Annotated in this window: 23 protein-coding genes; 15 read left to right on the top strand and 8 right to left on the bottom strand. The window is 66.7% G+C overall.

Annotated elements, in window-relative coordinates; all coding sequences use genetic code 11:
• Window positions 1-23: 23 nt before the first annotated feature.
• The 5 genes from padE to padI are packed head-to-tail and all read left to right on the top strand — an operon-like array spanning window position 24 to window position 4,864.
• Window positions 24-596, top strand: coding sequence for an NADH-dependent phenylglyoxylate dehydrogenase subunit gamma (padE, locus tag pbN1_RS06650; RefSeq protein ID WP_169203912.1), 573 nt, complete (start codon window positions 24-26; stop codon window positions 594-596).
• Complete coding sequence (gene padF, locus pbN1_RS06645) at window positions 593-883, top strand: NADH-dependent phenylglyoxylate dehydrogenase subunit delta (protein ID WP_169203911.1); 291 nt, start codon at window positions 593-595, stop codon at window positions 881-883. Before padE ends, padF begins: the two co-directional genes overlap by 4 nt.
• Before the next feature lies 1 nt (window position 884).
• Window positions 885-2,111 carry an NADH-dependent phenylglyoxylate dehydrogenase subunit alpha gene (padG, locus tag pbN1_RS06640; RefSeq protein ID WP_169203910.1) on the top strand — a complete coding sequence of 409 codons (1,227 nt, stop codon included), beginning with the start codon at window positions 885-887 and terminating at the stop codon, window positions 2,109-2,111.
• A gap of 22 nt (window positions 2,112-2,133) precedes the next feature.
• The gene (gene padH / locus pbN1_RS06635) at window positions 2,134-3,459 is read left to right on the top strand and encodes an NADH-dependent phenylglyoxylate dehydrogenase subunit epsilon (RefSeq protein WP_244857185.1); all 1,326 of its coding nucleotides are present in this window, start codon (window positions 2,134-2,136) and stop codon (window positions 3,457-3,459) included.
• Window positions 3,460-3,463: 4 nt separating this feature from the next.
• Entirely contained in the window at window positions 3,464-4,864 is a 1,401-nt protein-coding gene (padI, locus tag pbN1_RS06630) for an NADH-dependent phenylglyoxylate dehydrogenase subunit beta (RefSeq protein ID WP_169203909.1), read from the top strand.
• Between the two features lie 153 nt (window positions 4,865-5,017).
• Here the strand turns inward: padI and pbN1_RS06625 are convergent, their stop codons facing one another.
• From pbN1_RS06625 to tnpA, 3 genes are read right to left on the bottom strand one after another with little or no spacing between them, the layout of a single operon-like run.
• Window positions 5,018-6,634 carry an IS66-like element ISAzo19 family transposase gene (locus tag pbN1_RS06625; RefSeq protein WP_169204297.1) on the bottom strand — a complete coding sequence of 539 codons (1,617 nt, stop codon included), beginning with the start codon at window positions 6,632-6,634 and terminating at the stop codon, window positions 5,018-5,020.
• 28 nt (window positions 6,635-6,662) lie between these two features.
• The gene (tnpB, locus tag pbN1_RS06620; protein WP_011236213.1) at window positions 6,663-7,022 is read right to left on the bottom strand and encodes an IS66 family insertion sequence element accessory protein TnpB; all 360 of its coding nucleotides are present in this window, start codon (window positions 7,020-7,022) and stop codon (window positions 6,663-6,665) included.
• The gene (gene tnpA / locus pbN1_RS06615; RefSeq protein WP_169204298.1) at window positions 7,022-7,327 is read right to left on the bottom strand and encodes an IS66 family insertion sequence element accessory protein TnpA; all 306 of its coding nucleotides are present in this window, start codon (window positions 7,325-7,327) and stop codon (window positions 7,022-7,024) included. Before tnpA ends, tnpB begins: the two co-directional genes overlap by 1 nt.
• A 170-nt stretch (window positions 7,328-7,497) precedes the next feature.
• Here tnpA and pbN1_RS06610 point away from each other — a divergent pair, with 170 nt between their 5' ends.
• The 10 genes from pbN1_RS06610 (at window position 7,498) to pbN1_RS06565 (ending at window position 16,462) form a co-directional block, all read left to right on the top strand.
• Window positions 7,498-8,508 carry an AraC family transcriptional regulator gene (locus pbN1_RS06610; RefSeq protein ID WP_169203792.1) on the top strand — a complete coding sequence of 337 codons (1,011 nt, stop codon included), beginning with the start codon at window positions 7,498-7,500 and terminating at the stop codon, window positions 8,506-8,508.
• A gap of 114 nt (window positions 8,509-8,622) precedes the next feature.
• A complete protein-coding gene (locus pbN1_RS06605) occupies window positions 8,623-8,868 on the top strand; it encodes a hypothetical protein (protein WP_169203793.1) in 246 nt (81 codons plus the stop codon).
• A 149-nt stretch (window positions 8,869-9,017) separates the two neighbouring features.
• Window positions 9,018-10,988, top strand: a complete 1,971-nt coding sequence (locus pbN1_RS06600; RefSeq protein ID WP_169118409.1) for an oxidoreductase — start codon at window positions 9,018-9,020, stop codon at window positions 10,986-10,988.
• Between the two features lie 91 nt (window positions 10,989-11,079).
• The gene (locus pbN1_RS06595) at window positions 11,080-11,472 is read left to right on the top strand and encodes a RidA family protein (RefSeq protein ID WP_169118408.1); all 393 of its coding nucleotides are present in this window, start codon (window positions 11,080-11,082) and stop codon (window positions 11,470-11,472) included.
• 54 nt (window positions 11,473-11,526) lie between these two features.
• A complete protein-coding gene (locus tag pbN1_RS06590) occupies window positions 11,527-11,913 on the top strand; it encodes a hypothetical protein (RefSeq protein ID WP_169203794.1) in 387 nt (128 codons plus the stop codon).
• A gap of 74 nt (window positions 11,914-11,987) precedes the next feature.
• Window positions 11,988-13,124, top strand: a complete 1,137-nt coding sequence (gene meaB / locus pbN1_RS06585) for a methylmalonyl Co-A mutase-associated GTPase MeaB (protein WP_210147681.1) — start codon at window positions 11,988-11,990, stop codon at window positions 13,122-13,124.
• Complete coding sequence (locus tag pbN1_RS06580) at window positions 13,121-13,837, top strand: XdhC family protein (protein ID WP_169203795.1); 717 nt, start codon at window positions 13,121-13,123, stop codon at window positions 13,835-13,837. The genes meaB and pbN1_RS06580 overlap by 4 nt, the downstream gene beginning before the upstream one ends.
• Window positions 13,838-13,882: 45 nt before the next feature.
• Window positions 13,883-15,577 (top strand): NTP transferase domain-containing protein, encoded by a 1,695-nt coding sequence (locus pbN1_RS06575; RefSeq protein ID WP_169203796.1) that lies wholly within the window; start codon window positions 13,883-13,885, stop codon window positions 15,575-15,577.
• A complete protein-coding gene (locus pbN1_RS06570) occupies window positions 15,574-15,987 on the top strand; it encodes an iron-sulfur cluster assembly scaffold protein (protein ID WP_169203797.1) in 414 nt (137 codons plus the stop codon). Before pbN1_RS06575 ends, pbN1_RS06570 begins: the two co-directional genes overlap by 4 nt.
• A 70-nt stretch (window positions 15,988-16,057) precedes the next feature.
• Entirely contained in the window at window positions 16,058-16,462 is a 405-nt protein-coding gene (locus pbN1_RS06565) for a ribonucleotide reductase subunit alpha (RefSeq protein WP_169203798.1), read from the top strand.
• A gap of 168 nt (window positions 16,463-16,630) precedes the next feature.
• Here pbN1_RS06565 and pbN1_RS06560 read toward each other — a convergent pair whose 3' ends face one another.
• From pbN1_RS06560 to pbN1_RS06540, 5 genes are all read right to left on the bottom strand, one after another.
• The gene (locus pbN1_RS06560; protein WP_244857184.1) at window positions 16,631-17,314 is read right to left on the bottom strand and encodes an HAD family hydrolase; all 684 of its coding nucleotides are present in this window, start codon (window positions 17,312-17,314) and stop codon (window positions 16,631-16,633) included.
• A gap of 419 nt (window positions 17,315-17,733) precedes the next feature.
• On the bottom strand, window positions 17,734-18,246 hold the full coding sequence (locus tag pbN1_RS06555; RefSeq protein WP_169203800.1) for a phasin family protein: 513 nt from the start codon (window positions 18,244-18,246) through the stop codon (window positions 17,734-17,736).
• A gap of 190 nt (window positions 18,247-18,436) precedes the next feature.
• Window positions 18,437-18,694, bottom strand: coding sequence for a hypothetical protein (locus tag pbN1_RS06550; RefSeq protein WP_169203801.1), 258 nt, complete (start codon window positions 18,692-18,694; stop codon window positions 18,437-18,439).
• A 343-nt stretch (window positions 18,695-19,037) separates the two neighbouring features.
• A complete protein-coding gene (locus pbN1_RS06545; RefSeq protein WP_169203802.1) occupies window positions 19,038-20,213 on the bottom strand; it encodes a DUF3616 domain-containing protein in 1,176 nt (391 codons plus the stop codon).
• 161 nt (window positions 20,214-20,374) lie between these two features.
• Entirely contained in the window at window positions 20,375-21,535 is a 1,161-nt protein-coding gene (locus tag pbN1_RS06540; RefSeq protein ID WP_169203803.1) for a glycosyltransferase, read from the bottom strand.
• Window positions 21,536-21,688 lie beyond the last annotated feature (153 nt).

The raw sequence follows: 21,688 nt of genomic DNA, 5'->3' as shown, positions 1-21,688 counted from the left end.
AACGGATCGAACCGGGAGACGGCATGTTTGAAGTGCGATTGCACGGGCGCGGCGGGCAGGGGACGGTGCTCGCCGCGGGAATCCTCGCGAAGGCGGTGGTGGCCGAAGGGCGGCACGTGGTCGCGATTCCGCAGTTCGGCTTCGAGCGGCGCGGCGCGCCGGTCGCGGCCTACCTGCGCATCTCGGAGCGCCCGATGCGGGCGATGACGAACATCTACGCCCCGAACTGCGTCGTGTGCATCGACTCGTCGCTGCCGCGGGTCGTCGACATCTTCGCCGGCCTGAGCGCAGGCGGCGTGCTCGTTCAGGCGAGCCGGCGCACGCTCGGCGAACTGAAAATCCCGCCGGCGATCGCGACCGTCGCGCTGTGCGACGCGGTCGCGATCGCCCGCGAAGTGTTCGGGCGGCCGATCACGAACACCGTGATGCTCGGCGCGTTCGCGCGCGTGACCGGCCTGGTGTCGCTCGAAGCGCTCGACCAGGCGCTCGTCGAGACGAGTTTTCGCGACGCCGGCCTCGTGCAGAACCGGCGCGCGCTCGCGCTGGGGCATGCGCGCACCGTCGTGCACCGCATCGACAGGAAGGAAGCGGCATGAAGAAGCAGTCTGTCCCGCTGTTCGATCCGGGCGCGATTCCCGACAACCTGTGTCCGATCGCGACCGATTACAGCCGCATGCTGCCCGGCGACTGGCGCTCGCAGCGCCCGGTCGTCGATCGGAGGAAATGCGTGAAATGCGCGGTGTGCTGGCTGTACTGCCCGGTGCAGTGCGTCGTCGAGCGCGCCGGCTGGTTCGACATGAACCTCGCCACCTGCAAGGGCTGCGGCATCTGCGCGCAGGAGTGTCCGCACGGCGCGATCGCGATGATCGACGAAGAGGATTGAAATGTACGAGGTTGTCGAGAAAACCCGGCCCAAAGTGCTCGTCTGCGACGGCAACGAGGCCGCTGCGTGGGGCGTGGTACTGTCGCGCCCCGACATGGTGGCGGTGTATCCGATCACGCCGCAGTCCTCGCTCGCCGAGTACGTCGCGCAGTTCGTCGCCGACGGCGTGCTCGACGCCGAGCTCGTCGAGGCCGAAGGCGAGCACAGCGTGCTGTCGGTGCTGCACGGCGCCGCACTCGCGGGCGCGCGCACCTATACGGCGAGCTGCGGGCAGGGGCTGGCGTTCATGTTCGAGCCGTATTTCCGCACGCCGAACCTGCGCCTGCCGATCGTCATGTCGATCGTCAATCGCGACGGCATCTCGCCGCAGTGCGTGTGGGGCGGCCAGCAGGACGCGATGACGGTGCGCGAAGTCGGCTGGGTGCAGCTGTTCTGCGAGACGGTGCAGGAAGTGCTCGACACGATCGTCATGGCCTACCGGATCGCCGAGGACCGCTCGGTGATGCTGCCGGTCAACGTCAATCACGACGGCAACTACCTGTCGAACGGCATCGTGCGCATCGAGCTGCCCGACCAGGAGGAAGTGGACGACTTCCTCGGCACGCCGGACGTCAATTGGCACGTTGCGCTCGACCCCGACCGCCCGATGGGCGTCGACCCGCTGACCGGCGGTTCTTCGGGGCCGGGGCCGTCGCTGTTCGTGCGCTATCGCCAGGGACACTGCGAGGGCATGCAGAACGCCCTTCAAGTCATCGTCGACGCGCACGCCGAATGGGCGCAGCGCTTCGGGCGCAGCTACGCGCCGCTCGTTGAGGAATACCGCCTCGACGATGCCGACTACGCGATCGTCACGATCGGCAGCATGGCCGGTGCTGGCAAGGACGCGGTCGATGCCGCCCGCGAACGCGGCGAGCGCGTCGGCCTCATCAAGATCAAGACGCTGCGGCCGTTCCCGGTTGATGCGTTTGTCTGCGCGCTCGACAAAGTGCGTGCGGTCGGTGTCGTCGACCGGGCGGTGTGCTTCGGCTGGAACAGCGGTCCGGTCCATCAGGAGACGCGCGCCGCGCTGTACCACTGCGGCGCGCGCATTCCGTGCCTGAGCCTGATCGGCGGGCTCGCCGGCGCGGACCTGACGCAGGCGCACTTCGACCGGGCGATTGCCGAAACCGCGAGACTGCTGAGCGGGCCGTGCCCGCGTCAGCCGGTCTGGCTCAACGCGCAGGACTGACATCCCCATGGAACGATTCGAGTTGGAACGAGCAAGCCTGGAACGAGCAGGGCTGGAACGAGCAGGGCTGGAGCGAGCAGGGCTGGAGCGATTTGATTACCTCGTGCTCGGCGCGAGCCACGCCGGCCTCGAGGCGCTGCGGGCGATCCGCGCGCACGATGCGGCGGGCAGCGTCGCGATTCTCGATCGCGAATCCGTGCTGCCGTATTCGCCGACCGTGCTGCCTTACGTCGTGTCCGGCAAGAGCCGCGAGGATCGCCTCGCGCTGCGCAGCCGCGGCTGGTTCGATGCGCTCGGCGTCGACTACCGGCAGGCGGCGCGCGCGACCGCGGTGGACACCGCGCGGGCGACGTTGAAGTTGGCTGACGGCAAGGAAATCGGCTACGCAAAACTGCTGCTCGCGACCGGCGCAACGCCCGCGATTCCGCCGATCGAAGGGCTGGATGCGGTGCGCTTCCACGTGCTGCGCACGCTCGACGATGCGCTCGCGCTGCGCGATGCGGCCGGCGCGGCGACGCATGCGGTGGTGCTCGGCGCGGGCCTCGTCGGCATGCACGCGGCCGAAAACCTTTTGCGCAGCGGCTGCCGCGTGACGATCGTCGAAATGCGCGGCCAGGTGCTGCCGGGCTATTTCGACGCCGAGGCCGCTGCGCTGGTGGCCGGCGCGTTCCGGCAGCACGGCGTCGAAGTGCTGACCGGGCGGCGCGTCGCGCGGGTGGAACCCGACGGCGCGGGCTGCGCGGTGCATCTCGACGACGGCGAGGCACGCAGCGCCGGGCTGCTGCTGGTCGCGGCCGGCGTCGTGCCCGAGACCGGCTACCTCGCGGCGTCCGGCGTCGCGCTCGAGCGCGGCATCGTCGTCGACGAATTCATGCGCGCGAGCGCGCCGAACGTGTGGGCCGCGGGCGACGTCGTCCGCACGCCGAGCTTCTTCAATGATGCGACGCCGGCCGGCGGCATCCTGCCGGATGCGGTCGAGCAGGGCCGCACCGCCGGCATGAGCATGGCCGGCGACCCGGCGGCCGCGCCGTACCCGGGCGGCATCCCGCTCAACACCTACAGCTTCTTCGGTCGCCGTGCGCTATCGGTCGGACGTGACGCGCCGGCCGACGCGGGGGCGGACTGGGAAGTGCTTACACGCGGCGGCGGGCACGACGACGCGGGCTACCTCAAGCTCGTGCTGCGCGACGCTCGCCTGCAGGGCATCTTCGGCGTCGACGTGCTGTTCGACCCGGGCATCATGTGGGAGCTGATCCTGCGCAGGACCGATCTTCGCGAGCGGCGCGAGGCGCTGCTCGCCAACCCCGAGGACACCGCGCGCGCGCTGATGTCCGCGCTGTGGAGATGACGTAATGAGCGCGACCAGTACCATCGCCTTCAAGGCGGAGCGCTGCGACGGCTGCGGCGAATGCATGAAAGCCTGCGCAAAGGCGAAATCTACGGACGGTGCCGACGCCCAGTCCCGCATCCGCATCGTGCCCGATCCGCTGACCGCCTCCCACGGCCTCGCGCTGTGCCGCCAGTGCGGCGACCCGCGCTGCGTCGCGGACTGTCCCGCCGCCGCGCTGACGAAAGGAGAGGACGGCATCGTCGCGTGGGACGGTGACCGCTGCGTCAACTGCCTGCTGTGCACCGCCGGCTGCGTCTATGGCGGCATCGCGTTCAGCGCGGAAGCCGGCCACGTCGTGAAATGCGACCAGTGCAACGGTGACCCCGCGTGCGTAAAAGCCTGTCCGAAGGATGCGCTGAAGTTCGTCACGAGCGCGCGCCTGTTCAACCGCTGGGGCGATCTCGAAGATCTGTTCGTGCCGGGGCTCGGCGGCTGCCAGGGCTGCAACACCGAGATCATCATGCGCCACACGCTGCGCCGCGTCGGGCCGAACACGGTGCTGGCGACGCCGCCGGGATGCATTCCCGGCATGGGTTCGGTCGGCTACAACGGCATGGCGGGAAGCAAGGTGCCGGTGTTCCATCCGCTGCTGACCAATACCGCGTCGATGCTGACCGGCATCCGCCGCCAGTTCAAGCGCAAGGGGAGAGCCGTCACCGCGCTGGCGCTCGCCGGCGACGGCGGCGCGGGCGACGTCGGTTTCCAGTCGCTGTCGGGCGCGGCCGAACGCGGCGAGGAGATCCTGTTCGTGTGCGTCGACAACGAAGGCTACATGAACACCGGCGCGCAGCGCTCCGGCAGCACGAGCTTCGGCGCGTGGACCGCGACGACCCCGGTCAGCGGCACGTCGCGCGGCAAAAAGCAGGACGCGAAGAACCTGCCGCTGCTGATGATGTGGCACGGCTGCGAGTACGTCGCGACCGCCTCGACCGCATTCATGGAGGATCTGTACGAAAAGCTCGACAAGGCGCTCGCCGCGTCCGAACGCGGCTTCGCATACCTGCATATCTATTCGCCCTGCACCTCGGGCTGGCGCTTTCCCGCGGCGAGCAACATCGAAGTCGCGCGCAAGGCGGTCGAGAGCAATTTCGCCGTGTTGTGGGAGTACCAGCCCGAACACGGCATGCGCCTGAGCCGCTCGATCGACGACCCGGTGCCGGTGACCGAGTACCTGAAGCTGCTCGGCAAGTTCAAGCATCTCGATGCCGGGCAGATCGCGCACATCGAGCGCCACGTCGCCGAGCAGGCGCAACTGCTCGGCGAACTCGCACGCATCGGCCGCGGGGTGGAATGCGGCGCGCATGCGACCGCCGACGCCGCTGTCATGGCAGGCGCGATCCCCCCTCGGACGGGAGGGCGATAAGCCTTGTCTTGAGCGAAGGTACACTGTATACAGAAGTTCGGTCGCTGCGATCGGCCGGACTCTGTACGCCGGAAGTCGTCGGGCGGAGTCTGTCACGACGCAGCGGCCCAGACGCAAGCCCCAACGTAAGCGGTAACTGACGAGCGTCCTTGCCTACTTCGAGATTTCGAAGAGATCGGATCGCAGCGGGTGGGCCGCGAAGTGCTGCTTCCACAGACGGGGGGTGAGTTGCGCGACGTCGGCAGCGGGGTGTTGGCCGACACGCTGCAGCACATCGACCAGATAGTCGTACGGATCGATGTCGTGCAGCCGGCAGGTGGCGATCAGGCTCTGCGCGATACCGACGTATTTGGCACCGACCTCGGTCCAGCAAAAGAGCCAGTTGCGACGACCCATCGGCACCACGCGCAACGCCCGCTCGAGATGGTTTGTGTCGATCGCCACTTCAGGATCGCGCAGGTACACCTCGAGGGCGGCCCGGCGCTCCCGCACATAAGCCATGGCGGTGGTGAGCGGCGAGCTGGGCAGCAAGCCGTGGGTGTCGAACTGGGCATCGACCCAGGCGAAGAACTCGTGGACCACGGGCTGTGCATGCTCGATCCGGTACGCCCGGCACGCCTCGCCGACGAGCGTGGCCTCGCGGATGCGTTTTTCGACCGCATAGAGCTTGCCGATCATCTCCAGCGCCCGGCCCGCGCGCTCGGGCTCGACCGACTGGGCGTCGAAGAACTTCCTCCTCGAGTGCGCCCAGCATTGCGCGTGCGTGAGCCCGCACTTCTCGGCATAGCGTTCGTAGGCGCCATAGCCATCGGTGAGCAGCACCGCCCCCTCGGGCGGCGGGTCGGTGCCCAGGATCTGCTCGATGTGCTGCGCCTTGCGGCTCTCGCGATAGACGAAACAGATCTCGTCACGTTCGCCATAGACCGGCCAGAAGTAGCCGCCCTTCATCTTGCCGGGGCCCGCACGGCCGGCCTTGATCGGGGTCTCGTCCATCGCCTTGATGCGGCTCGCGCGGATCGAGTCGAGTTGGGCCGTAAAGATCGGTTCGAGCAGCGCGAGCGCCCCGTGGGTGAGCTGCGTGAGCCACGGGCGCGACACCCTGATGCCATTGTCGCCGAGCCGCTGGTGCTGGCGGTAGAGCGGCTGGTGGTAGCAGAACTTGTCCGTGATGAGCCCGGCGACGAAGCTCACATCGGCGCGGCTGCCGCGAATCACCCCCCCGGGTGCCGCCGGGCAGGAAATCGCCTGGGTGTCGAGGCGCTTGATCACCGGGCGCACGTACTTGAGGATCACGTAGCTGCCCGGGCGCTGCGCCAGGCGGTGACTGACCTTTTCGCCGATCACCTCGAACTGGTCGGGGGCGAGCCCCTCGGCCTCGGGGTTGGGCACCTCGATGGTCTCGACCGGCACGCGGGCCTCGTCGAAGAACAGCGCCGATGCGTCGCCCTTGGCGCAGTCGCTGGTGCGGGCCCGGCGGGTGTGGGCGGCAATGTCCTGACCGGGGGGCGGCGGCGAGGATTCGGGCACCGGCAACTCGCCCAGGCTCATCTGATGCGGGTTGGCGTCCACGAGGCGCTTCTCGCTCTTCGCCCCGAAGAGCTGGCGCCGGAACCAGTCGAGCTGGTGGCGCATCGCCTCGCATTCGCCTTTGATGACCTCGAACTGGCGCTGCTGCGCCAGATGCGCGCCCGCCAGTTCGACGACCTGATCGGCCGTCCACCGGGCGGCTTCTTCACGGGTCGGCAGCTGCGTCAAAGGCGTCGGAGGCATGGCGTCATTTTACCAAAAAAGCCAGCATTCATGCGGGTTTGCGGTGACTTGCGGGCAGCGCGAAGCGCTTTTTGAAGCGTGCCGGCTCGATGCCTTCGAGCAACAGCTTCAGCCCCGTCCAGTCCATCTCGCGGCTCGTCGCCCGCGACCAGTCCGACACGAAGCGACCCGACTCGAGCCGCTTGGCCCAGATGCAAAACCCGCTGCGGTCCCAGTACAACACCTTCATCTGGGTCGCGCGCCGGTTGATGAACACGAACAGATGCCCCGACAACGGATCCTGTCCCACGCCGTGGCGCGCCAGCGCATACAAGCCGTCGAAGGATTTGCGCATGTCGACCGGGCGCCCGTACAGATGCACCCGCACCGCGCCTTCGGGAAAGAACATCAGCCGCGCACCAGGTGCAGCACCACGCCGTCACCCAGGTCAAGCTTCAACTCCCAGCGCGAAGCGCCGCCCGAACCCAGCACTCCCAGATCGACGAACGCCTCTTGCCGAGCCGGCCCCACCGCGACGGCCTTGCCGCACACCGGCCCGACGATCGCACGCCAGCGCTGAAAGCTCGAGACGCTGATCGACTCGCGCGCGCAGAATGCCGCCACGCTCAGCCCGCTCGAACCGTGGCGGGCGAACACCTCCTGCCACTCCTCTCGGCTGCGCCGGCGCCATTTGCGCTTGAGCACCCCTGCCATGAACGATCCCTCCATTGTTGAACCTGGAGGCAATTGTCCACGTCGATCACGTGCCCTGGAATAACGCCGGTCAGTTACCGCTTACGCCCCAACTTGCGCACCGGTTCGAATTCCCATGCCTGGACAAAAAATAACGAGGCAGGGAATGCAGGCAGGAGGAGGACTGAAGGATGACCCACGCGCTCGTGAGGACGCTGGGGGGGCGTGATCCGCTTTCCCGCTACGCGTTGTTCAAGACCACGGATGCGGACGAGGCGCGCGACCGCGTCGCCGAGATATTTTGTCCGCATGAGCTCAAGATTTCCGGACGGGGCAGGGATGTCGATGCCTACATGCAGCACGCCCCGATCCGCGGCATTTCGCTGAACCGGTTGCGCTACGGCCCGACCGTCGATATCGATGCAGGCTGCCTGAAGGATTTCGTGCTGGTGATGATGCCGATGTCCGGCAACGCGGACATCTGTTGCGGCAAGCAGCAGATCCGCTCCACGCCGGAACTCGCGTCGGTCGTGACGCCGACGCAGCATCTGTCGCAGACGGTATATGTCGGTTGCGATCAGATCATGATCAAGATCGACCGCACGCTCGTCGAGAGCATCTGTGCCCAGCACCTCGGACATGCGCTGCGCGAACCGGTCGAATTCAAGCTCGGCATGGAAATGTCGAGTCAGGGCGGCGTGAGCTGGCAGGTTCTCGTGTCGCATCTCGCCTCGGAACTCGAGCGCGAGGCCGAGACGCTGGGCTCGTCGCTCGCGATGGCGCAGATCGAGCACCTGCTCGTGACGACGCTGCTGATGGTGCAGCCGAACAATTACCGCGACGAGCTGCTGAACCCGCCGCAGTCGATCGCGCCGCGCCACGTCCGGCGCGTCGAGGAGTTCATCGAGGCGCACGCGGACCAGGAGCTGACGATCGGCGATCTCGCCGCGTACGCGAAGGTCAGCACCAGCGCGCTGTTCGCGGGATTCCGCGAATTCCGCAACACGACCCCGATGGCCTACCTGAAAGCGGTGCGCATGCAGCGGGTCCACGACGAACTGCGGAGCGATTGCTCGGCCGACAAGACCGTGACCCACATCGCGATGCGCTGGGGCTTTCATCACCTCGGCCATTTCGCCACCGACTACCGCAACAAGTACGGCGAATGTCCTTCGCGGACGCGCGAAAGGGCGCGCGGCTGAGCATCCCGAAAACCCCTCCCGCATGGGGGGGGTGCCGCAAACAGTGCATGGCTATATTGAATCCATATTCAGCCGCCTCGATGACGAGGTGGATTCGTGGAAGGAGGAAAGGCCATGACAGCACTGGGCAATGTGATGACGCTCATTCAGGAACTGGAGCAAGAGGACGCGGCCGCCGACGCGCCCGCGCCGGAGGCGCGCAGCAGGGGCGACTTCCCCGCGGTCTGTTCGTGCGTGTGCGCCTCGTCGCTGGGCGAAGTCCTCGCGCTCATCCGCGAGATGCAGGGCGACAGCCTGAGGGCGTTCATGGACTCCCTTCCGCCGGTGACAGGACGAAAGTCCGCAGCCGTCGCCGCGTGACGACACTACGCAATCGGCATGGAGCGGTGCGCGTCGCGCAGTTCCCGCGCGCGCCCCGCTGCGGCCCGTAGCCCCGTTTTTACCCCCCGTCTTTATCCCTATCCCCGCAACACTTCGTTCATGAGCAACGAAATCCACTGGAGACCCGCATGACCCGACCCGGCGAGCTCAAGCTCCCCCACCTGTTCAAACCCGGCCAGATCGGCAAGTACCCGACCAAGAACATGGTCAAGTACGGCGCGTGCTGCGTGTCGAACTACAACACGCGCGACGGCTACATCACCCCGCGCGAGCTCGCCCGCATGCGCGTCATCGCCGCGACCGGCGCCGGCATCATCACGAACCAGGGCGCGTATCCCGACCCGCTCGGCGAAGGCAAGTCTTACTTCCGCCAGGTCGCGCTGTTCGACGACAAGTTCCTGCCGCAGTTCGAGACCATCGCGCAGTACATCCACGACGGCGGCGCGGTCGCGATCCAGCAGATCCTGCACGCCGGGCGCTACGGCGGCATCGATCTCGGCTACTGCATCCAGCCGTCGGTCGTGCCGCAGACGCTGCCGCATTTCCGCCCGCCCAGGGAAGTCACGAAGGAGCAGATCCGCGCGATCATCGGCCAGCATGCCGACGCCGCGAAGCGCGCGATCCGCGCCGGCTTCGACGGCACCGAAGTGACGAGCTTCATGGGCTATCTGCTGGCGAACTTCAACTCGCGCTTCACCAACCAGCGCACCGATGAATACGGCGGTTCGATCGAGAATCGCGGCCGCTTCATGCGCGAGCTGATCGATTCGATCAAGCAGGCCACCCCCGAGCATCCGCTCGTCGTGCGCCTGAACGGCGCCGAGCTGATGGACCGCTGGGGCGGCAACAGCGAGGATGAGTGCTTCGAGCTGATGCAGCAGGCGGTCGATTCGGGCGTCGACATGATCTCGGTGACGGTCGGCTGGCAGGAAGCGCCCGAGTCGTCGATCGGCCGCGACGTCGCGCCCGGCCACTGGAACTACCTGTCGGCGAAGGCGAAGAAGCTCTTCCCGAACACGCTGATCACGTTCGGCAACCGCCTGCCCGACCCGGTGATGGCCAATCAGTGCATCGCCGACGGCGTGTTCGACTACTGGGAAGTGTGCCGCCCGATGCTCGCCGACCCCGAACTGCTGCACAAGGCGGCCGAAGACCGGCTCGACGAAGTGCGCCGCTGCATCGGGTCGCTCAACTGCCTGTCGCGCCTGTTCCGCGACCTGCCCTACACCTGCGCGATGAACCCGGCGCTCGGCCACGAAGTCGAGCCCGAATACCACGTCACGCCGGCCGCGGTGAAGAAGAAGATCATGATCATCGGCGCCGGCCCGGCCGGCATGGAAGCGGCGATCACCGCCAAGCGCCGCGGCCACGACGTCACCGTGTTCGAGAAGGGCGACCGCATCGGCGGCAGCCTCGCGGGGTATGCCGCGAACGACCTGGCGCGGCCCGACGACCTGATCTCGGTGATCAAGTACTACGAGACGATGGCGCGCAAGATGGAGATCGACGTGCGCTTCAACACCGAAGCCAACGCGAAGTTCATGCGCAGCATCCTGCACCAGTTCGACGTCTGCATCGTCGCGGCCGGCTCGCGCACCGATATGAAAGCCTATCGCCACATTGAAGGCCATGAGCAGCTCGTCGATGCGCTCGACGTCGCCACCGGCAAGGTCACCCCGGGCAAGCGCCTGATCATGGTCGGCGCCGGCAAGATCGGCCTGACGCTGGCCGAGTCGCTGTGCAAGCAGGGCCACGAAGTCGTGCTCGTCGAGGAAGACAAGCGCATCGCCGGCGACGTCATGCCGTCGTTCAAGTGGCGCCACTCGGCCTGGATCGAGGAACTGGGCATCCGCACGCTGACGTCTTCGGTGCTGACGAAAGTGACGGCAGAAGGCGCGACGGTGAGAAACGCGAAAGGCGAGGAGGTCTTCGTCGAAGCCGACACTGTCATCGTGTCCGGGCCGCGCAAGGCGAACCACGACCTGTTCCACGAATTCCAGTGGATGGTCGACGAGCTGCACGGCGCTGGCGACGCGGTGATCGCGCGCGGACTCGACGCCGCGATCCACGAAGGCTACCGGCTCGGCGTGCGGATCTAAGCCGGCGCCGTCACGCAAACGGCAGTGCAGCCGCACCCAGACAGCGGGCGCGGTTGCACTGCCCACTCGAAAACGGAAGGAGACCGAACTGATGCAATTTCTGCAACCGCCCGGATGGGCACGTCCCAAGGGCTATTCAAACGGCATCGTCGCCAGCGGGCGCATGGTGTTCGTCGCCGGCCAGGTCGGCTGGGATGAACAGGAGCAGTTCCGCAGCGACGATCTCGTCGCCCAGGTCCGCCAGGCCTTGAGCAACATCGTCGCGGTCCTCGCCGCAGCCGACGCGCGCCCGGCCCACATCGTGCGGATGAACTGGTATCTCGCGGACAGCGTCGAGTACAACGCCCGTCTGGCCGAAATCGGCGCCGTGTACCGCGAGCTGATCGGCAAGCATTTCCCGGTGATGACGGCGCTGCAGGTCGCCGGCTTCGTCGAGAAGGGCGCGAAAGTCGAGATCGAGGTCACGGCGATGCTGCCGGCCTGAACGGGACGCGACGAGCCCGGCGCACGCGCGCCGGGCGGCGCCGAGGACGACGAGATGAACGATGCGATTCTGGATTGCGCGCGCTGGAAAGCGATGCTCGACCGCGAGGGGCTCGCTGCGGCCGACGCGTCGGTCGGTGTGCTGACGAAGCACGATTTCGCCGCGCGCCGCGGCAGCGTGCTCGTCTGGCGCGGTACCGGCGACGGCGCGAGCGTCGCATTGCGCGGCTACGACGGCGAGTTCGGCGACGACGTCGCGATGCTGCTTGTCGCCGACCGCGACGCGCTCGCCGAGCTCCTCGCCGACGGCCTCGCGCAGGTCGCGCCGCTCGTGCGCTGCGGCAAGCTGCACCCTTACATGCTGAGGACGCTCGAAGCCCTCGAAGATGCCGGCCTGTCCGATTTCGTCGAGGACTTCGGGCTCGTGTTTCCACGGCACTGACGCCGCATGCGCGGTTGCGCGAGCGCGCGCACACGGGCAAGATGGTTGGAAGTCAAACAAACGGCACTGCAGCCATGAGCCTTTCCGAAGACATCGATCCGGTCGCAGTCATCGGCGGGTCGCGTCCCGCGCTGGCGCGCGCGCTGACCTCGATCGAAAACGCCCGGCCCGGCGCCGCCGAACTCCTCGCGAGTCTCGCGTCGCACCGCGGCCGTGCCCACGTCGTCGGCATCACCGGTGCGCCGGGAGCCGGCAAATCGACGCTGATCAATGCGCTCCTCGGTGAATTGCTCGCGCGCGGCCGGCGCATTGCGGTCGTCGCCGTCGATCCGTCGAGCCCGGTCACCGGCGGCGCGCTGCTCGGCGACCGCGTGCGGATGGGCGGGCACGGCGCCGACGAGCGCGTCTTCATCCGCTCGCTGTCGTCGCGCGGCCACCTCGGCGGCCTGTCGCGCACGACCGCGCAACTCGTCGATGTGTTCGACGCCGCGGGCTTCGATGTCGTCGTCGTCGAGACGGTCGGCGTCGGGCAGTCCGAAGTCGAGATCGGCCGCGTCGCCGACACGAAGGTCGTCGTGTGTCCGCCGGGACTCGGCGACGAAGTGCAGGCGATCAAGGCGGGCATCCTCGAGATTGCCGACATCCTCGTCGTGAACAAGGGCGACTCGCCGCTCGCCGCGCGCACGATGCTCGACCTGCAGACGAGCGGCGGACTGCAGCGCGACGAACACTGGACGGTGCCGGTGCTGCGCACGGTCGCGACGAGCGGCGAAGGGATCGCCGAACTCGTGGAGCGGATCGACGCGCACGCGCACGCGCACGTCATCGGCATCGGGCGGCGGCTGCGCGCCGCGACCCCTTCGGGGGCGAGCGACGCGATGCCGGCGGCGCCCGCGACCGACGACGAACTTTTCGAGCAGCTGCGGCGCTGGCGTACGGCGGGCCGTGGCGTCGCCCTCGCGACCGTGGTGCGGACCTGGGGTTCGTCGCCGCGCCCCGAAGGCAGCCATCTCGCGGTCGAGGAGAGCGGGGCGTTCCTGGGCTCGGTGTCCGGCGGCTGCATCGAGGGCGCCGTCATCAGCGAAGCGAAAGAGGTCATCGCCGACGGCACGCCGCGCCTGCTGGAGTTTGGCGTCAGCGACGAGCAGGCGTGGGAGGTCGGCCTCGCGTGTGGCGGCCGGGTGCAGGTCCTCGTGGAGCGGATCGAATGAAAGCGACGATGTTCGAGCAGCTTCTCGCCGATCGCCGCGCGAAGCGGCCGGTGGCGGTGGTCACGCGGCTTGCCGACGGCGAAGAGGCACTGGTGCACGAAGAGGAAAGCGAAAGCGAAAACCAGGACGGATTTTCCGGCGCGCTGGCGCTGACGCCGGAGCAGCTCGCCGAGACGCGCCAGCGCCTGCGTGCCGACCGCAGCGGCGCACTGGCGTCGGCCGACGGCGCGCTGTTCGCGCGCTGCCACGTCAGCGCGCCGCGGCTCGTCATCGTCGGCGCGGTGCATATCGCGCAGGCGCTCGCGCCGATGGCCGCGATCGCCGGCTTCGAAGTGATCGTCGTCGACCCCCGGCGCGCGTTCGCGACGCCGCAGCGCCTGCCGGGCGTCAGCGTGACGACCGAATGGCCCGACGAGGCGCTGGAGCGGCTCGGCATCGACGCGCAGACCGCCGTCGTCACGCTGTCGCACGACCCGAAGCTCGACGATCCGGCGCTGATCGTCGCGCTGCAGAGCGACGCGTTCTACATCGGTTCGCTCGGCAGCACGCGGACCCACGCGAAGCGCGTCGCGCGGCTCGCCGAGGCCGGGCTGGAGGAGGCGATTGCCCGCATCCATGCGCCGGTCGGGCTCGATCTGGGCGGGCGCGCACCGGCCGAGATCGCCGTCGCGATCCTCGCCCAGGTGGTGCAGGCGAGGCATCGCGCAAGATGACCGGAGCACGCCCGGAACGGACCCGCCACGGTCCTGGAGACCCCCATGATTTTCGGTGAATTCGACACGGATGCGGCTGCGGGCGTGATGCTCGCGCATACCCTGAAGGCCGGCGGCAGGACGCTGAAAAAGGGCCGCACGCTCGTCGATGCCGATCTCGCGTGGCTGCGCGAGGCGGGCATCGACACCGTCCTCGGCGCGCGCCTGGCGCCCGGCGATGTCGCGGAAGACGCCGCCGCGGCGCAGATCGCGGCGCTGCTGACCGGGCCGGATACGAATGCCGCGACGCGCCCGCCCTACACCGGCCGCTGCAACCTGCACGCGTCGCTGCGCGGCGTCGTGCAGGTGGACATCGAGCGCATCGACCGCCTCAACCTGCTCGACGAGGCGGTCGCGATCGGCACGCTGCCGCAGCACGCGGTGGCACGCCCGGGCCAGGTCGTCGCGACCGTCAAGATCATCCCGTTCGCGGTGCCGGCGAGCCTCATCGAGGCGTGCCGCGAGATCGCCTCGGCCGGCCCGCTGCTGCGCGTCGCCGAGTTGAAGCCGCACCGCGTCGCGCTGATCATGAGCGAGCTTCCCGGCATGAAGGAAAGCATCTTCGCCGGAACCGTCGCCGCGACGCGCCATCGCCTCGACGCGCTCGGCAGCCGCCTCGCGCTGGTGCTGCGCTGCGCGCACGAGCGCGCGGCGCTCGAAGCGATGGTGCGCCAGGCGCTCGCATCCGGCTGCGAGCTGGTGCTCGTCTGCGGCGCGACGGTGGCGAAGGACCGCAACGACATCGCGCCCGCGGCGGTCACGGCCGCCGGCGGGCGGATCGACCATTTCGGCATGCCGGTCGAGCCGGGCAACATGCTCGTGCTGGCGCATGTCGGCAGCGTGCCGGTCGTGATCATGCCCGGCTGCGGCCGCTCGCGGCGCACGAACGGACTCGATTGGGTGCTGCAGCGGCTGCTCGCCGGGCTCGCCCCGACGCGCGAGGACATCATGCGCCTGGGCGTCGGCGGCCTGATCCGCAGTCCGCTCGAAGCGGAAGACGCCGCGGGAGAAGACGCGGAGGACGGCGACAGCGAAGGTTCCGCAGCGCCGCCGCCCCGGCCGGGCGCCCCGCGCGTCGCCGCGCTCGTGCTGGCGGCCGGACAGTCGTCGCGCATGGGCGCCGCCAACAAGCTGCTGATCGAGGTCGGCGGCGTGCCGATGGTGCTGCGCGCCGTCAATGCGGCCCGCGCGTCGCGCGCCGCGTCGGTGACGGTCGTCGTCGGCCACGAAGCCGAAGCGGTCGGGACGGCGCTCGCGACGAGCGGGGCGACGCTCGTCGATAACCCGGACCATGCGCAGGGCATGTCGAGCTCGCTGCGCCACGGCATCGCGGCGCTGCCGGACGACATCGACGCGGTGATCGTGCTGCTCGGCGACATGCCGCGGATCACCGCCGAACATGTCGATCGCGTCATCGCGGCCTTCGACCCCGCGGCCCCGTCGATCGTCATGCCCGAGAAGGACGGCCGCCGCGGTAATCCGATTCTGTGGCCGCGCGAGTTCTTCGCCGCGATGGCGGGCATCTGCGGCGACCAGGGCGCGCGCGGCCTCATCGAACATAACGCCGACCGCGTGAAGCGGATCGCGATCGACGACGACGCGATCTTCGTCGATGTCGACCGGCCCGGCGATCTCGCGCAGGCCGAAGCGTCGCTGGTCGCGGCGTCCGGCAGCGGCATGGTCGAGGAGCCCGTCACGTGATTGAGGCCCTCTACAACCAGCGCATCAAGGAACTCGCCGCGGCCGCGTGCGGCGCCGGCAGGCTCGACGCGCCGTCGGGCTCGGCGATGCGCGACAGCCCGGTGTGCGGCGACCGCGTGCGCATGGAAGTCAGCGTCGCCGACGGGCGTATCGTCGCGCTCGCCCACGAGGTGAAAGGCTGCCTGCTGTGCCGCGCCGCAGCGTCGGTGATCGGTCTGCACGGCGTCGGCCTGTCCGCGGCCGACTCCGAGGCGCTGCGCGCCGGGGTCGCGGCGATGCTCGCCGGCGGCGAGCGGCCGGACGGGTGGGCCGAACTGGCGGTGTTCGAGCCGGTGCGCCAGCACCGCAGCCGCCACGGCTGCGTGCTGATCCCGTTCGAAGCCCTCGCGAAGGCCGTCGCCGCAGGCTGAGGAAGCGGCGCGCAAGCCGGGCGCGCTGTGACAGAATGCGCTTCGTTTCCATCACAGCAAGGGCAGGAAAATGGTCATTTCAGGGTTTGAAAGCCTCCTGGAGGCTGCGCGGCAGCAGCCCGAACCGCAGCGGCTGCTGTTCGTTTTCGCCCGGGCGGAACTGCCCGAAGGCGCGACGCTGGAAGAGAAGCGCCGCTTCGAAAACGGCCAGGGCGGCGCGCTCGCCCCGGTGATGTACGTGGACAAGAAGACCGACAAAATCCACAGCTTCGCCGAGCTGGTCGAGGAATCACGCCGCATGGGGAAACCCTGGGACATGGTGTTCGTCGGCTGCCTGGGCGGGCAGGGAGATCAGGAACCGAGCGACGAGGCGACGCAGAAAGCGCTGGAATCCATGATCAAGTCGATCCAGGGCGGCCTGGTCAGCCATCTGCTGATGTATCGCCCGGACGGGGAGCAGGTCCGGCTGCCCTGATCGGCCGACTTGGGGGGAACAAGGCTACGGTACAAGAGTCATCGACCGGCTGGCGACCGACCTGCGCGATGACTGCCCCGCAATTCGGTCAGCGCCCGACATGGCCGAGGGCGACGGCCGGAGCGCGATGCCCGCCTCCGGTGTTGAAGTAGATCAGGTCTACGGTCTTCATCCATTCTCCGGGATGCCTGGTATCGGGAGATCCAGGGTGTGCAGCAGACGGCTGCAAAATTCTTCGGGCGAGGACATGATGCACTCCTCCGGGATGCTGAAGACGTTCTTCAGGCGCTGCCGATCTTCGGCACCGTAGGCCACCACGAAGGGACACATGGCCGCTCCGATCGCCGCCCTGTAGTCGCTGTACTCGTCGCCGCACGCGTACGCACGGGCCGGATTGATCGCATAGCGTTCCCGTGTGCGCCTGAAGTGCAGCGTCTTGTCCTCGCGCAAAGGGAGGCAGATGAGAAAGTCAAATTCGCGTGTGTCGATCCCGTGCCGGCGGAAGAGGCAGGTCAGCGTTTCCTGCGGCTCAAAGGTGACGTTACGGGTCACCACGCCGACGCGGACGTTCGGTGTTGCCAGAAGCGTGTGCAGCAATGAGTCGATTCCGGGGTACAGGCACGCCTCGTGGCGATAGAATTCGGTCAGCGTCGATAGCAGGCGCGTGCGGTTCTGTTTGCCGAACTGACGCCGCAGATTGTTCGGAAATTCGCGCAGGCCGCCAAGGTACTTAAATAGCTTGCGACGCTTCTGGAAGCGATCGAGGTGACCGAGAGCCATGCCGTGGCGCTGGAAACTTTGTTCAACCGCATGAAAGGCGTCGATGGTCGTGCCATCGGCATCGAAGATCACCAAACGATCGTGATTGGGATAAATCGGCACGTGGCCACGCTAACTGATCAGTGTGACAGAAGGATGTTGTAGCAGCCTTCCCGCGAGGGGCGGTTGGCGCCTGCAGGCGCCTGTGGTTTCCGGCGCTTCCGAAGGGCTCGCGTCACCGCCCGAGCGAGGTGCAAGTGCTGTCGGTGGTGGCTGGCGCAAGCGGAGCATCTGCAAAGGATGCGAAAGGCAAGAGAAACGGTGTCAGGAAACCGAAGCTGGTGCGCGACAGCTTCACTTTCCCGGAGATGGATAGAAAAAAATCCCTGCGCAACGTCATCCGTTGCGCAGGGATCGGGCAGAGGAAGGTCAGATGCTAGCCGGTCGGCTCCAGATAGCTCCCGTTCCGGATGGCTCCTGTTACAGAGGGTGCGGCTACGCCAAACTTTGTGTCAGGCCGACTTCCTTGTCGGACGGGAAGTTTCTTCCTGCGATTCCGTCGAGCCTTCCTGGGCGGATTCGCCGCTCCCTGTAGCACGCTTGGCCACCTGGAGCGCGGATATTACTGCGGCGAAGGCGAGCTCCGATCCGGCCGGCACGGACTTTGCCGCCTTGTCGAGGTTTCTCGTGATCTCCCGATTGAACTCTGCGATCTGCGGCTCGACGAGTTGCAGGATCGCCTGGTGCCCTTCGGTGGCGATCTCGTTCGCGCTACGGATGTACGCGAGTGCATTGTCGATGACGGATTGGCCCAGCGATGTTTCGTGCGTGAAGATCTCTCCGGTGTTCCTGGCGTCCAGCATCGCACTGGCACAGCTGGCCCCGTCGTGCAACATGGACCGCGACGTACTAAAGTTCAGCGCCGTCAGATGCGCGGTACTGTTGAAGGCTACATTGAGCATGGCCGTCATCGTGTCGAAGCTGGCGATACTGGTATTGGCGAATTTTTCAGCGGCGGCGATCATCGAAAGCTCCATTGGCAAGCGGTTGCAATCAGAGGGCGACTCCGTGCGATCCTGCGTGGCAGGAGCACGTCGATCTTCATAGCAGACTGACGTTATGGAATTGTTGTCATCGGTCGAGCGAAGGGCGGAGTTCGTAGTCGACCACGACAGGGTGTCAGCCACAGCGTCGATTTACCCGTCACATGTGGGTTCAAAGCAATAATCGCCTTTCCTGCATGGACAGGAATAGCCGTTTTGCTCTCTGGCGCGCAAGATCACGGTTGATTTGGGTTTGCTGCCTGCCGAACGCGTCACGTTCAGCGATGCTGCCCTGCGCGGCCTCGATTGAGCGCCGGCAGCGCCACCGATAACCGTGCCGGGTGAGATAGCGGCACATCTCGTCGCGTGGGTGGTAAATGCGGCAGCAGTGGCAAAATAGCGTCTCCGACATCGAATTCAGGCTTTTCATGCGTTCGAATTGGTTTCGGTCCCGGTATTAACGGCATCCGGCTGCCACGGATAGAGCCAGGCGTCGACGAACACTTCATCGATGATTCGTTGCAGATCGAAGAATCTCCACCTCATTGGCGCTCCCGGGTGTCTGCGATGACTGACCCTGCCCACCCTATCAACGGAACATGGCAATCTCGTTTCAGTAGGACGACGCATGCGCGAGGCGGGAAGGCTGATCGGCGGGCAGCGGATCAGCTCCCGCTTGCCTTGGTTCTGCGGTAACCGGAACAGCGCGATGGAAATTGAGAGCCAGGCGCTGACTTGTGGTCGACACGCGATCGAAAAACTCGGTCAGTCTTTCAGGGATCGGCCTTGACGCCGATGGCAATGGTTGGATGCAGCTCCGGTAATGCAAAGATGTCGGCTCTGACCGTCTCCGCTTCGGTCCACTGACGGCGGGGAGCAGCGCTGTCGTAGACGACCAGTACCGACCGGACCTGATCGCCGTCGTCCGCCAGCAGCGTGATTCCTTCCGCGTGGTCCATGCCTGCCTCATCGCCTTGGCCATATGGAATTGCGCCGAGCAACTCGAGGTCGTCGCGGCAGACCGCAGCTTCCCGCGGGGAGTTGGCGCCATCAGGCCAGCGGAAAAGCTTCACGGGGCCATCCAGTTCCATCGTTGGCCCCGCCAGGATCAGCAGATCCTCGCCATGGACGCACAGGTCGCGGATTCCCAAACCATCCAATTGGAGAAAGTGTTTCAGGTAGGGCTGCTTGTCAGGCACGAATTTCATCAGTTTCAGGGCGCGGGGATTGTCGGCGACCTCGATCGGCAGGATTTCGAGGATCACTGCCCATCCGCGCAGGACCGGTCCGCGCAAGCCCAGCAGCAGACGTTCGCCGACGACCGCCAGTCCTTCGATGTCGAACCCGTTGTCCTTGCCTGGAACGCTGAGGAACGGGCGCAGATGGATGTCCTCGACCAGCGCGCCCATCAGATCGTTCCCCTTCGCATCACCGCGCAGGATTGCCGCGGTGCGCATTTCCCCGTCGAGCTTCACCTTCTTTCGGGGAACCGGGCCGTCGCCCTCGTCAACGATGGGAATACGGGCCAGCAGGAAGCGATTACCGTCCCGGCTGAGCTTTGCCAGGCGCTTGGCACTTCGTCGCGGCGAGTCGTCGTCTCGCGGCCGCGTGCGCTTCAGGCTGTGTGAACCGACCAGCCACAGGTAGTCCCCACTGAAGTCGATGCCTTCGATGTCGGCTTCGTCGATTTCGCCGGAATCCGAACGCGGGATCGGAAGCTTGAGATAGTCGTGCAGCGCAAACTGCCGGTGGTCCGCGAAGCGCGGCTCGTGCTTGTCACTCCCCTTCGAAAGCGTGAGTCGCTCTATCGTGATTGTCTCGTCGTTCGCCAGCCACAGGTTGTTACCTGTCCGCGCAACGACAGATAGCCCTTGCCGCAAGGCCTTGCGCCCGCCGAGCATGCTCAACCTGCGGTCGAACTCCAGTGTCGCACCACCGATCTGCTTCATGAGTAGGAACCTCACGCTTGGGAAGCTGATTGAAACACGAACGAACTGGTCGCGAGCGCCACTTTGCCTTGGGGGAGAACGAGCCCGCTGGAATCAGCAGTGAAACCAGCGACGCTACGCCATCTCCATTGCTTTAGATCGAGGCGTCTCGCTGCTACGGCTCAGTTCGGACTGCGGGTTTCGATCAGGCGACGGTAGAGCAGGGCCAGCCTTGAGGCCATGGTCTGGTCCGACCACTCGCGCGCGTACACGCGTGCTTCGCTCGCAAGGCGTGCCCTCTGCACTTCGTCGATAAGCAGCCGACAGAGCTGTTGTGCAAAGCCTGCGACGACATCCGGGGCAATGCACGCACCGCGTTCGGGCGCAAGAATGCTGCGAGTCCCCATGCAGGCCAGCGCAAGCACCGGCAAGCCGGCAGCCATGGCTTCGAGCAGGACCAGTCCCTGGGTCTCGGTGCGCGAAGCGAAAACGAACAGGTCAGCCGCTGCATAGCAATCGGGCAGGTCTTCGGCGCGATCGAGATAGCCGATGAAGCGGACCGCGTCGCTCAGACCACGGGCTTCCACACTGCGCCGCAAGCTCGGCTCCGCGGGCCCTTCACCCGCAATCATCAGCAGCAGCCGAGGCAGCGTCGCCCGGGCATGCTCGATGACGTCGATCAGGAATGCGATGTTCTTCTCGTGCGCTACGCGCCCCACGAATAGGGCAACTGGCTGATCCTCGGGAATCCCCAGCTTCAGACGGAAGCGTCGGCGCTCACCATGGGCGAATGCCTGAATCGGAATGCCCGTGGGCAGGACCTCGATGGGGCTCCGGACCCCATAGGCAGTGAGGCGCGCCTGCATCGCCTGCGAGGGGGCAATGACCTGATCCACCATATTGCACTGGGCGCGCGAGAAACCCCGGGCCACAATCCCGGTGAGCTTTCTCGGCAACAGTGGGACGTAATGGTGCAGATATTCCTCGAACAGCGTGTGGTAGGTGGCGAGTGCAGGCAGGCCGAGTTGTCGTGCAAGGCGGATGCCCGCGTAGTGGGCCACGAAGGGTGTCTGGATATGCAGCAAATCGACACCGCGGCGCCGCAGTGCCTCACCTTGCGCGAGACTCGCGCGAAAGCTCATCAGCCGATCCTCGGGATCGCGCAGCACGGGTCGGGCAGGCAAACGGATAACGTCGTCAAGGTCAGGTTCGGCGCCATAGCGGGGGGCGATCAGGACGCTGTCTACCCCTTGTCGTGCAAGCTCGGTGCGGAATGTGTCGATTGACGTCGAAACGCCATTGACTCGTGGGAAATAGACGTCCGAGATCAACGCTACGCGCATGCCATGCTCCGCTGTCGAAGCACGCAATCCTAGTCGCCGACTGTGTCGCTGCCATTTCCGTGCAGTAGCGGGACGATTACAGAGCGGCATCCTTGGATTTTGGCATGACGCAGGCCCGCCATGCCGGATGTTCAGGCGTGACAAACGACGAGA

Origin of the sequence: Aromatoleum bremense (genome assembly GCF_017894365.1) — a bacterium.
Classification (GTDB): Bacteria; Pseudomonadota; Gammaproteobacteria; order Burkholderiales; family Rhodocyclaceae; genus Aromatoleum; species Aromatoleum bremense.
This window is presented reverse-complemented; position numbering and strand designations above follow the sequence as displayed.

Excerpts from the sequence above, each read along its gene's own strand:
- padE (WP_169203912.1), top strand. The coding sequence starts at position 24 with ATGTTTGAAGTGCGATTGCACGGGCGCGGCGGGCAGGGGACGGTGCTC.
- padF (WP_169203911.1), top strand. The coding sequence starts at position 593 with ATGAAGAAGCAGTCTGTCCCGCTGTTCGATCCGGGCGCGATTCCCGAC.
- padG (WP_169203910.1), top strand. The coding sequence starts at position 885 with ATGTACGAGGTTGTCGAGAAAACCCGGCCCAAAGTGCTCGTCTGCGAC.
- padI (WP_169203909.1), top strand. The coding sequence starts at position 3,464 with ATGAGCGCGACCAGTACCATCGCCTTCAAGGCGGAGCGCTGCGACGGC.
- pbN1_RS06625 (WP_169204297.1), bottom strand. The coding sequence starts at position 6,634 with ATGCCTCCGACGCCTTTGACGCAGCTGCCGACCCGTGAAGAAGCCGCC.
- tnpB (WP_011236213.1), bottom strand. The coding sequence starts at position 7,022 with ATGTTCTTTCCCGAAGGCGCGGTGCGGGTGCATCTGTACGGGCGCCCG.
- tnpA (WP_169204298.1), bottom strand. The coding sequence starts at position 7,327 with ATGGCAGGGGTGCTCAAGCGCAAATGGCGCCGGCGCAGCCGAGAGGAG.
- pbN1_RS06610 (WP_169203792.1), top strand. The coding sequence starts at position 7,498 with ATGACCCACGCGCTCGTGAGGACGCTGGGGGGGCGTGATCCGCTTTCC.
- pbN1_RS06605 (WP_169203793.1), top strand. The coding sequence starts at position 8,623 with ATGACAGCACTGGGCAATGTGATGACGCTCATTCAGGAACTGGAGCAA.
- pbN1_RS06600 (WP_169118409.1), top strand. The coding sequence starts at position 9,018 with ATGACCCGACCCGGCGAGCTCAAGCTCCCCCACCTGTTCAAACCCGGC.
- pbN1_RS06595 (WP_169118408.1), top strand. The coding sequence starts at position 11,080 with ATGCAATTTCTGCAACCGCCCGGATGGGCACGTCCCAAGGGCTATTCA.
- pbN1_RS06590 (WP_169203794.1), top strand. The coding sequence starts at position 11,527 with ATGAACGATGCGATTCTGGATTGCGCGCGCTGGAAAGCGATGCTCGAC.
- meaB (WP_210147681.1), top strand. The coding sequence starts at position 11,988 with ATGAGCCTTTCCGAAGACATCGATCCGGTCGCAGTCATCGGCGGGTCG.
- pbN1_RS06580 (WP_169203795.1), top strand. The coding sequence starts at position 13,121 with ATGAAAGCGACGATGTTCGAGCAGCTTCTCGCCGATCGCCGCGCGAAG.
- pbN1_RS06575 (WP_169203796.1), top strand. The coding sequence starts at position 13,883 with ATGATTTTCGGTGAATTCGACACGGATGCGGCTGCGGGCGTGATGCTC.
- pbN1_RS06565 (WP_169203798.1), top strand. The coding sequence starts at position 16,058 with ATGGTCATTTCAGGGTTTGAAAGCCTCCTGGAGGCTGCGCGGCAGCAG.
- pbN1_RS06555 (WP_169203800.1), bottom strand. The coding sequence starts at position 18,246 with ATGATCGCCGCCGCTGAAAAATTCGCCAATACCAGTATCGCCAGCTTC.
- pbN1_RS06550 (WP_169203801.1), bottom strand. The coding sequence starts at position 18,694 with ATGAAAAGCCTGAATTCGATGTCGGAGACGCTATTTTGCCACTGCTGC.
- pbN1_RS06545 (WP_169203802.1), bottom strand. The coding sequence starts at position 20,213 with ATGAAGCAGATCGGTGGTGCGACACTGGAGTTCGACCGCAGGTTGAGC.
- pbN1_RS06540 (WP_169203803.1), bottom strand. The coding sequence starts at position 21,535 with ATGCGCGTAGCGTTGATCTCGGACGTCTATTTCCCACGAGTCAATGGC.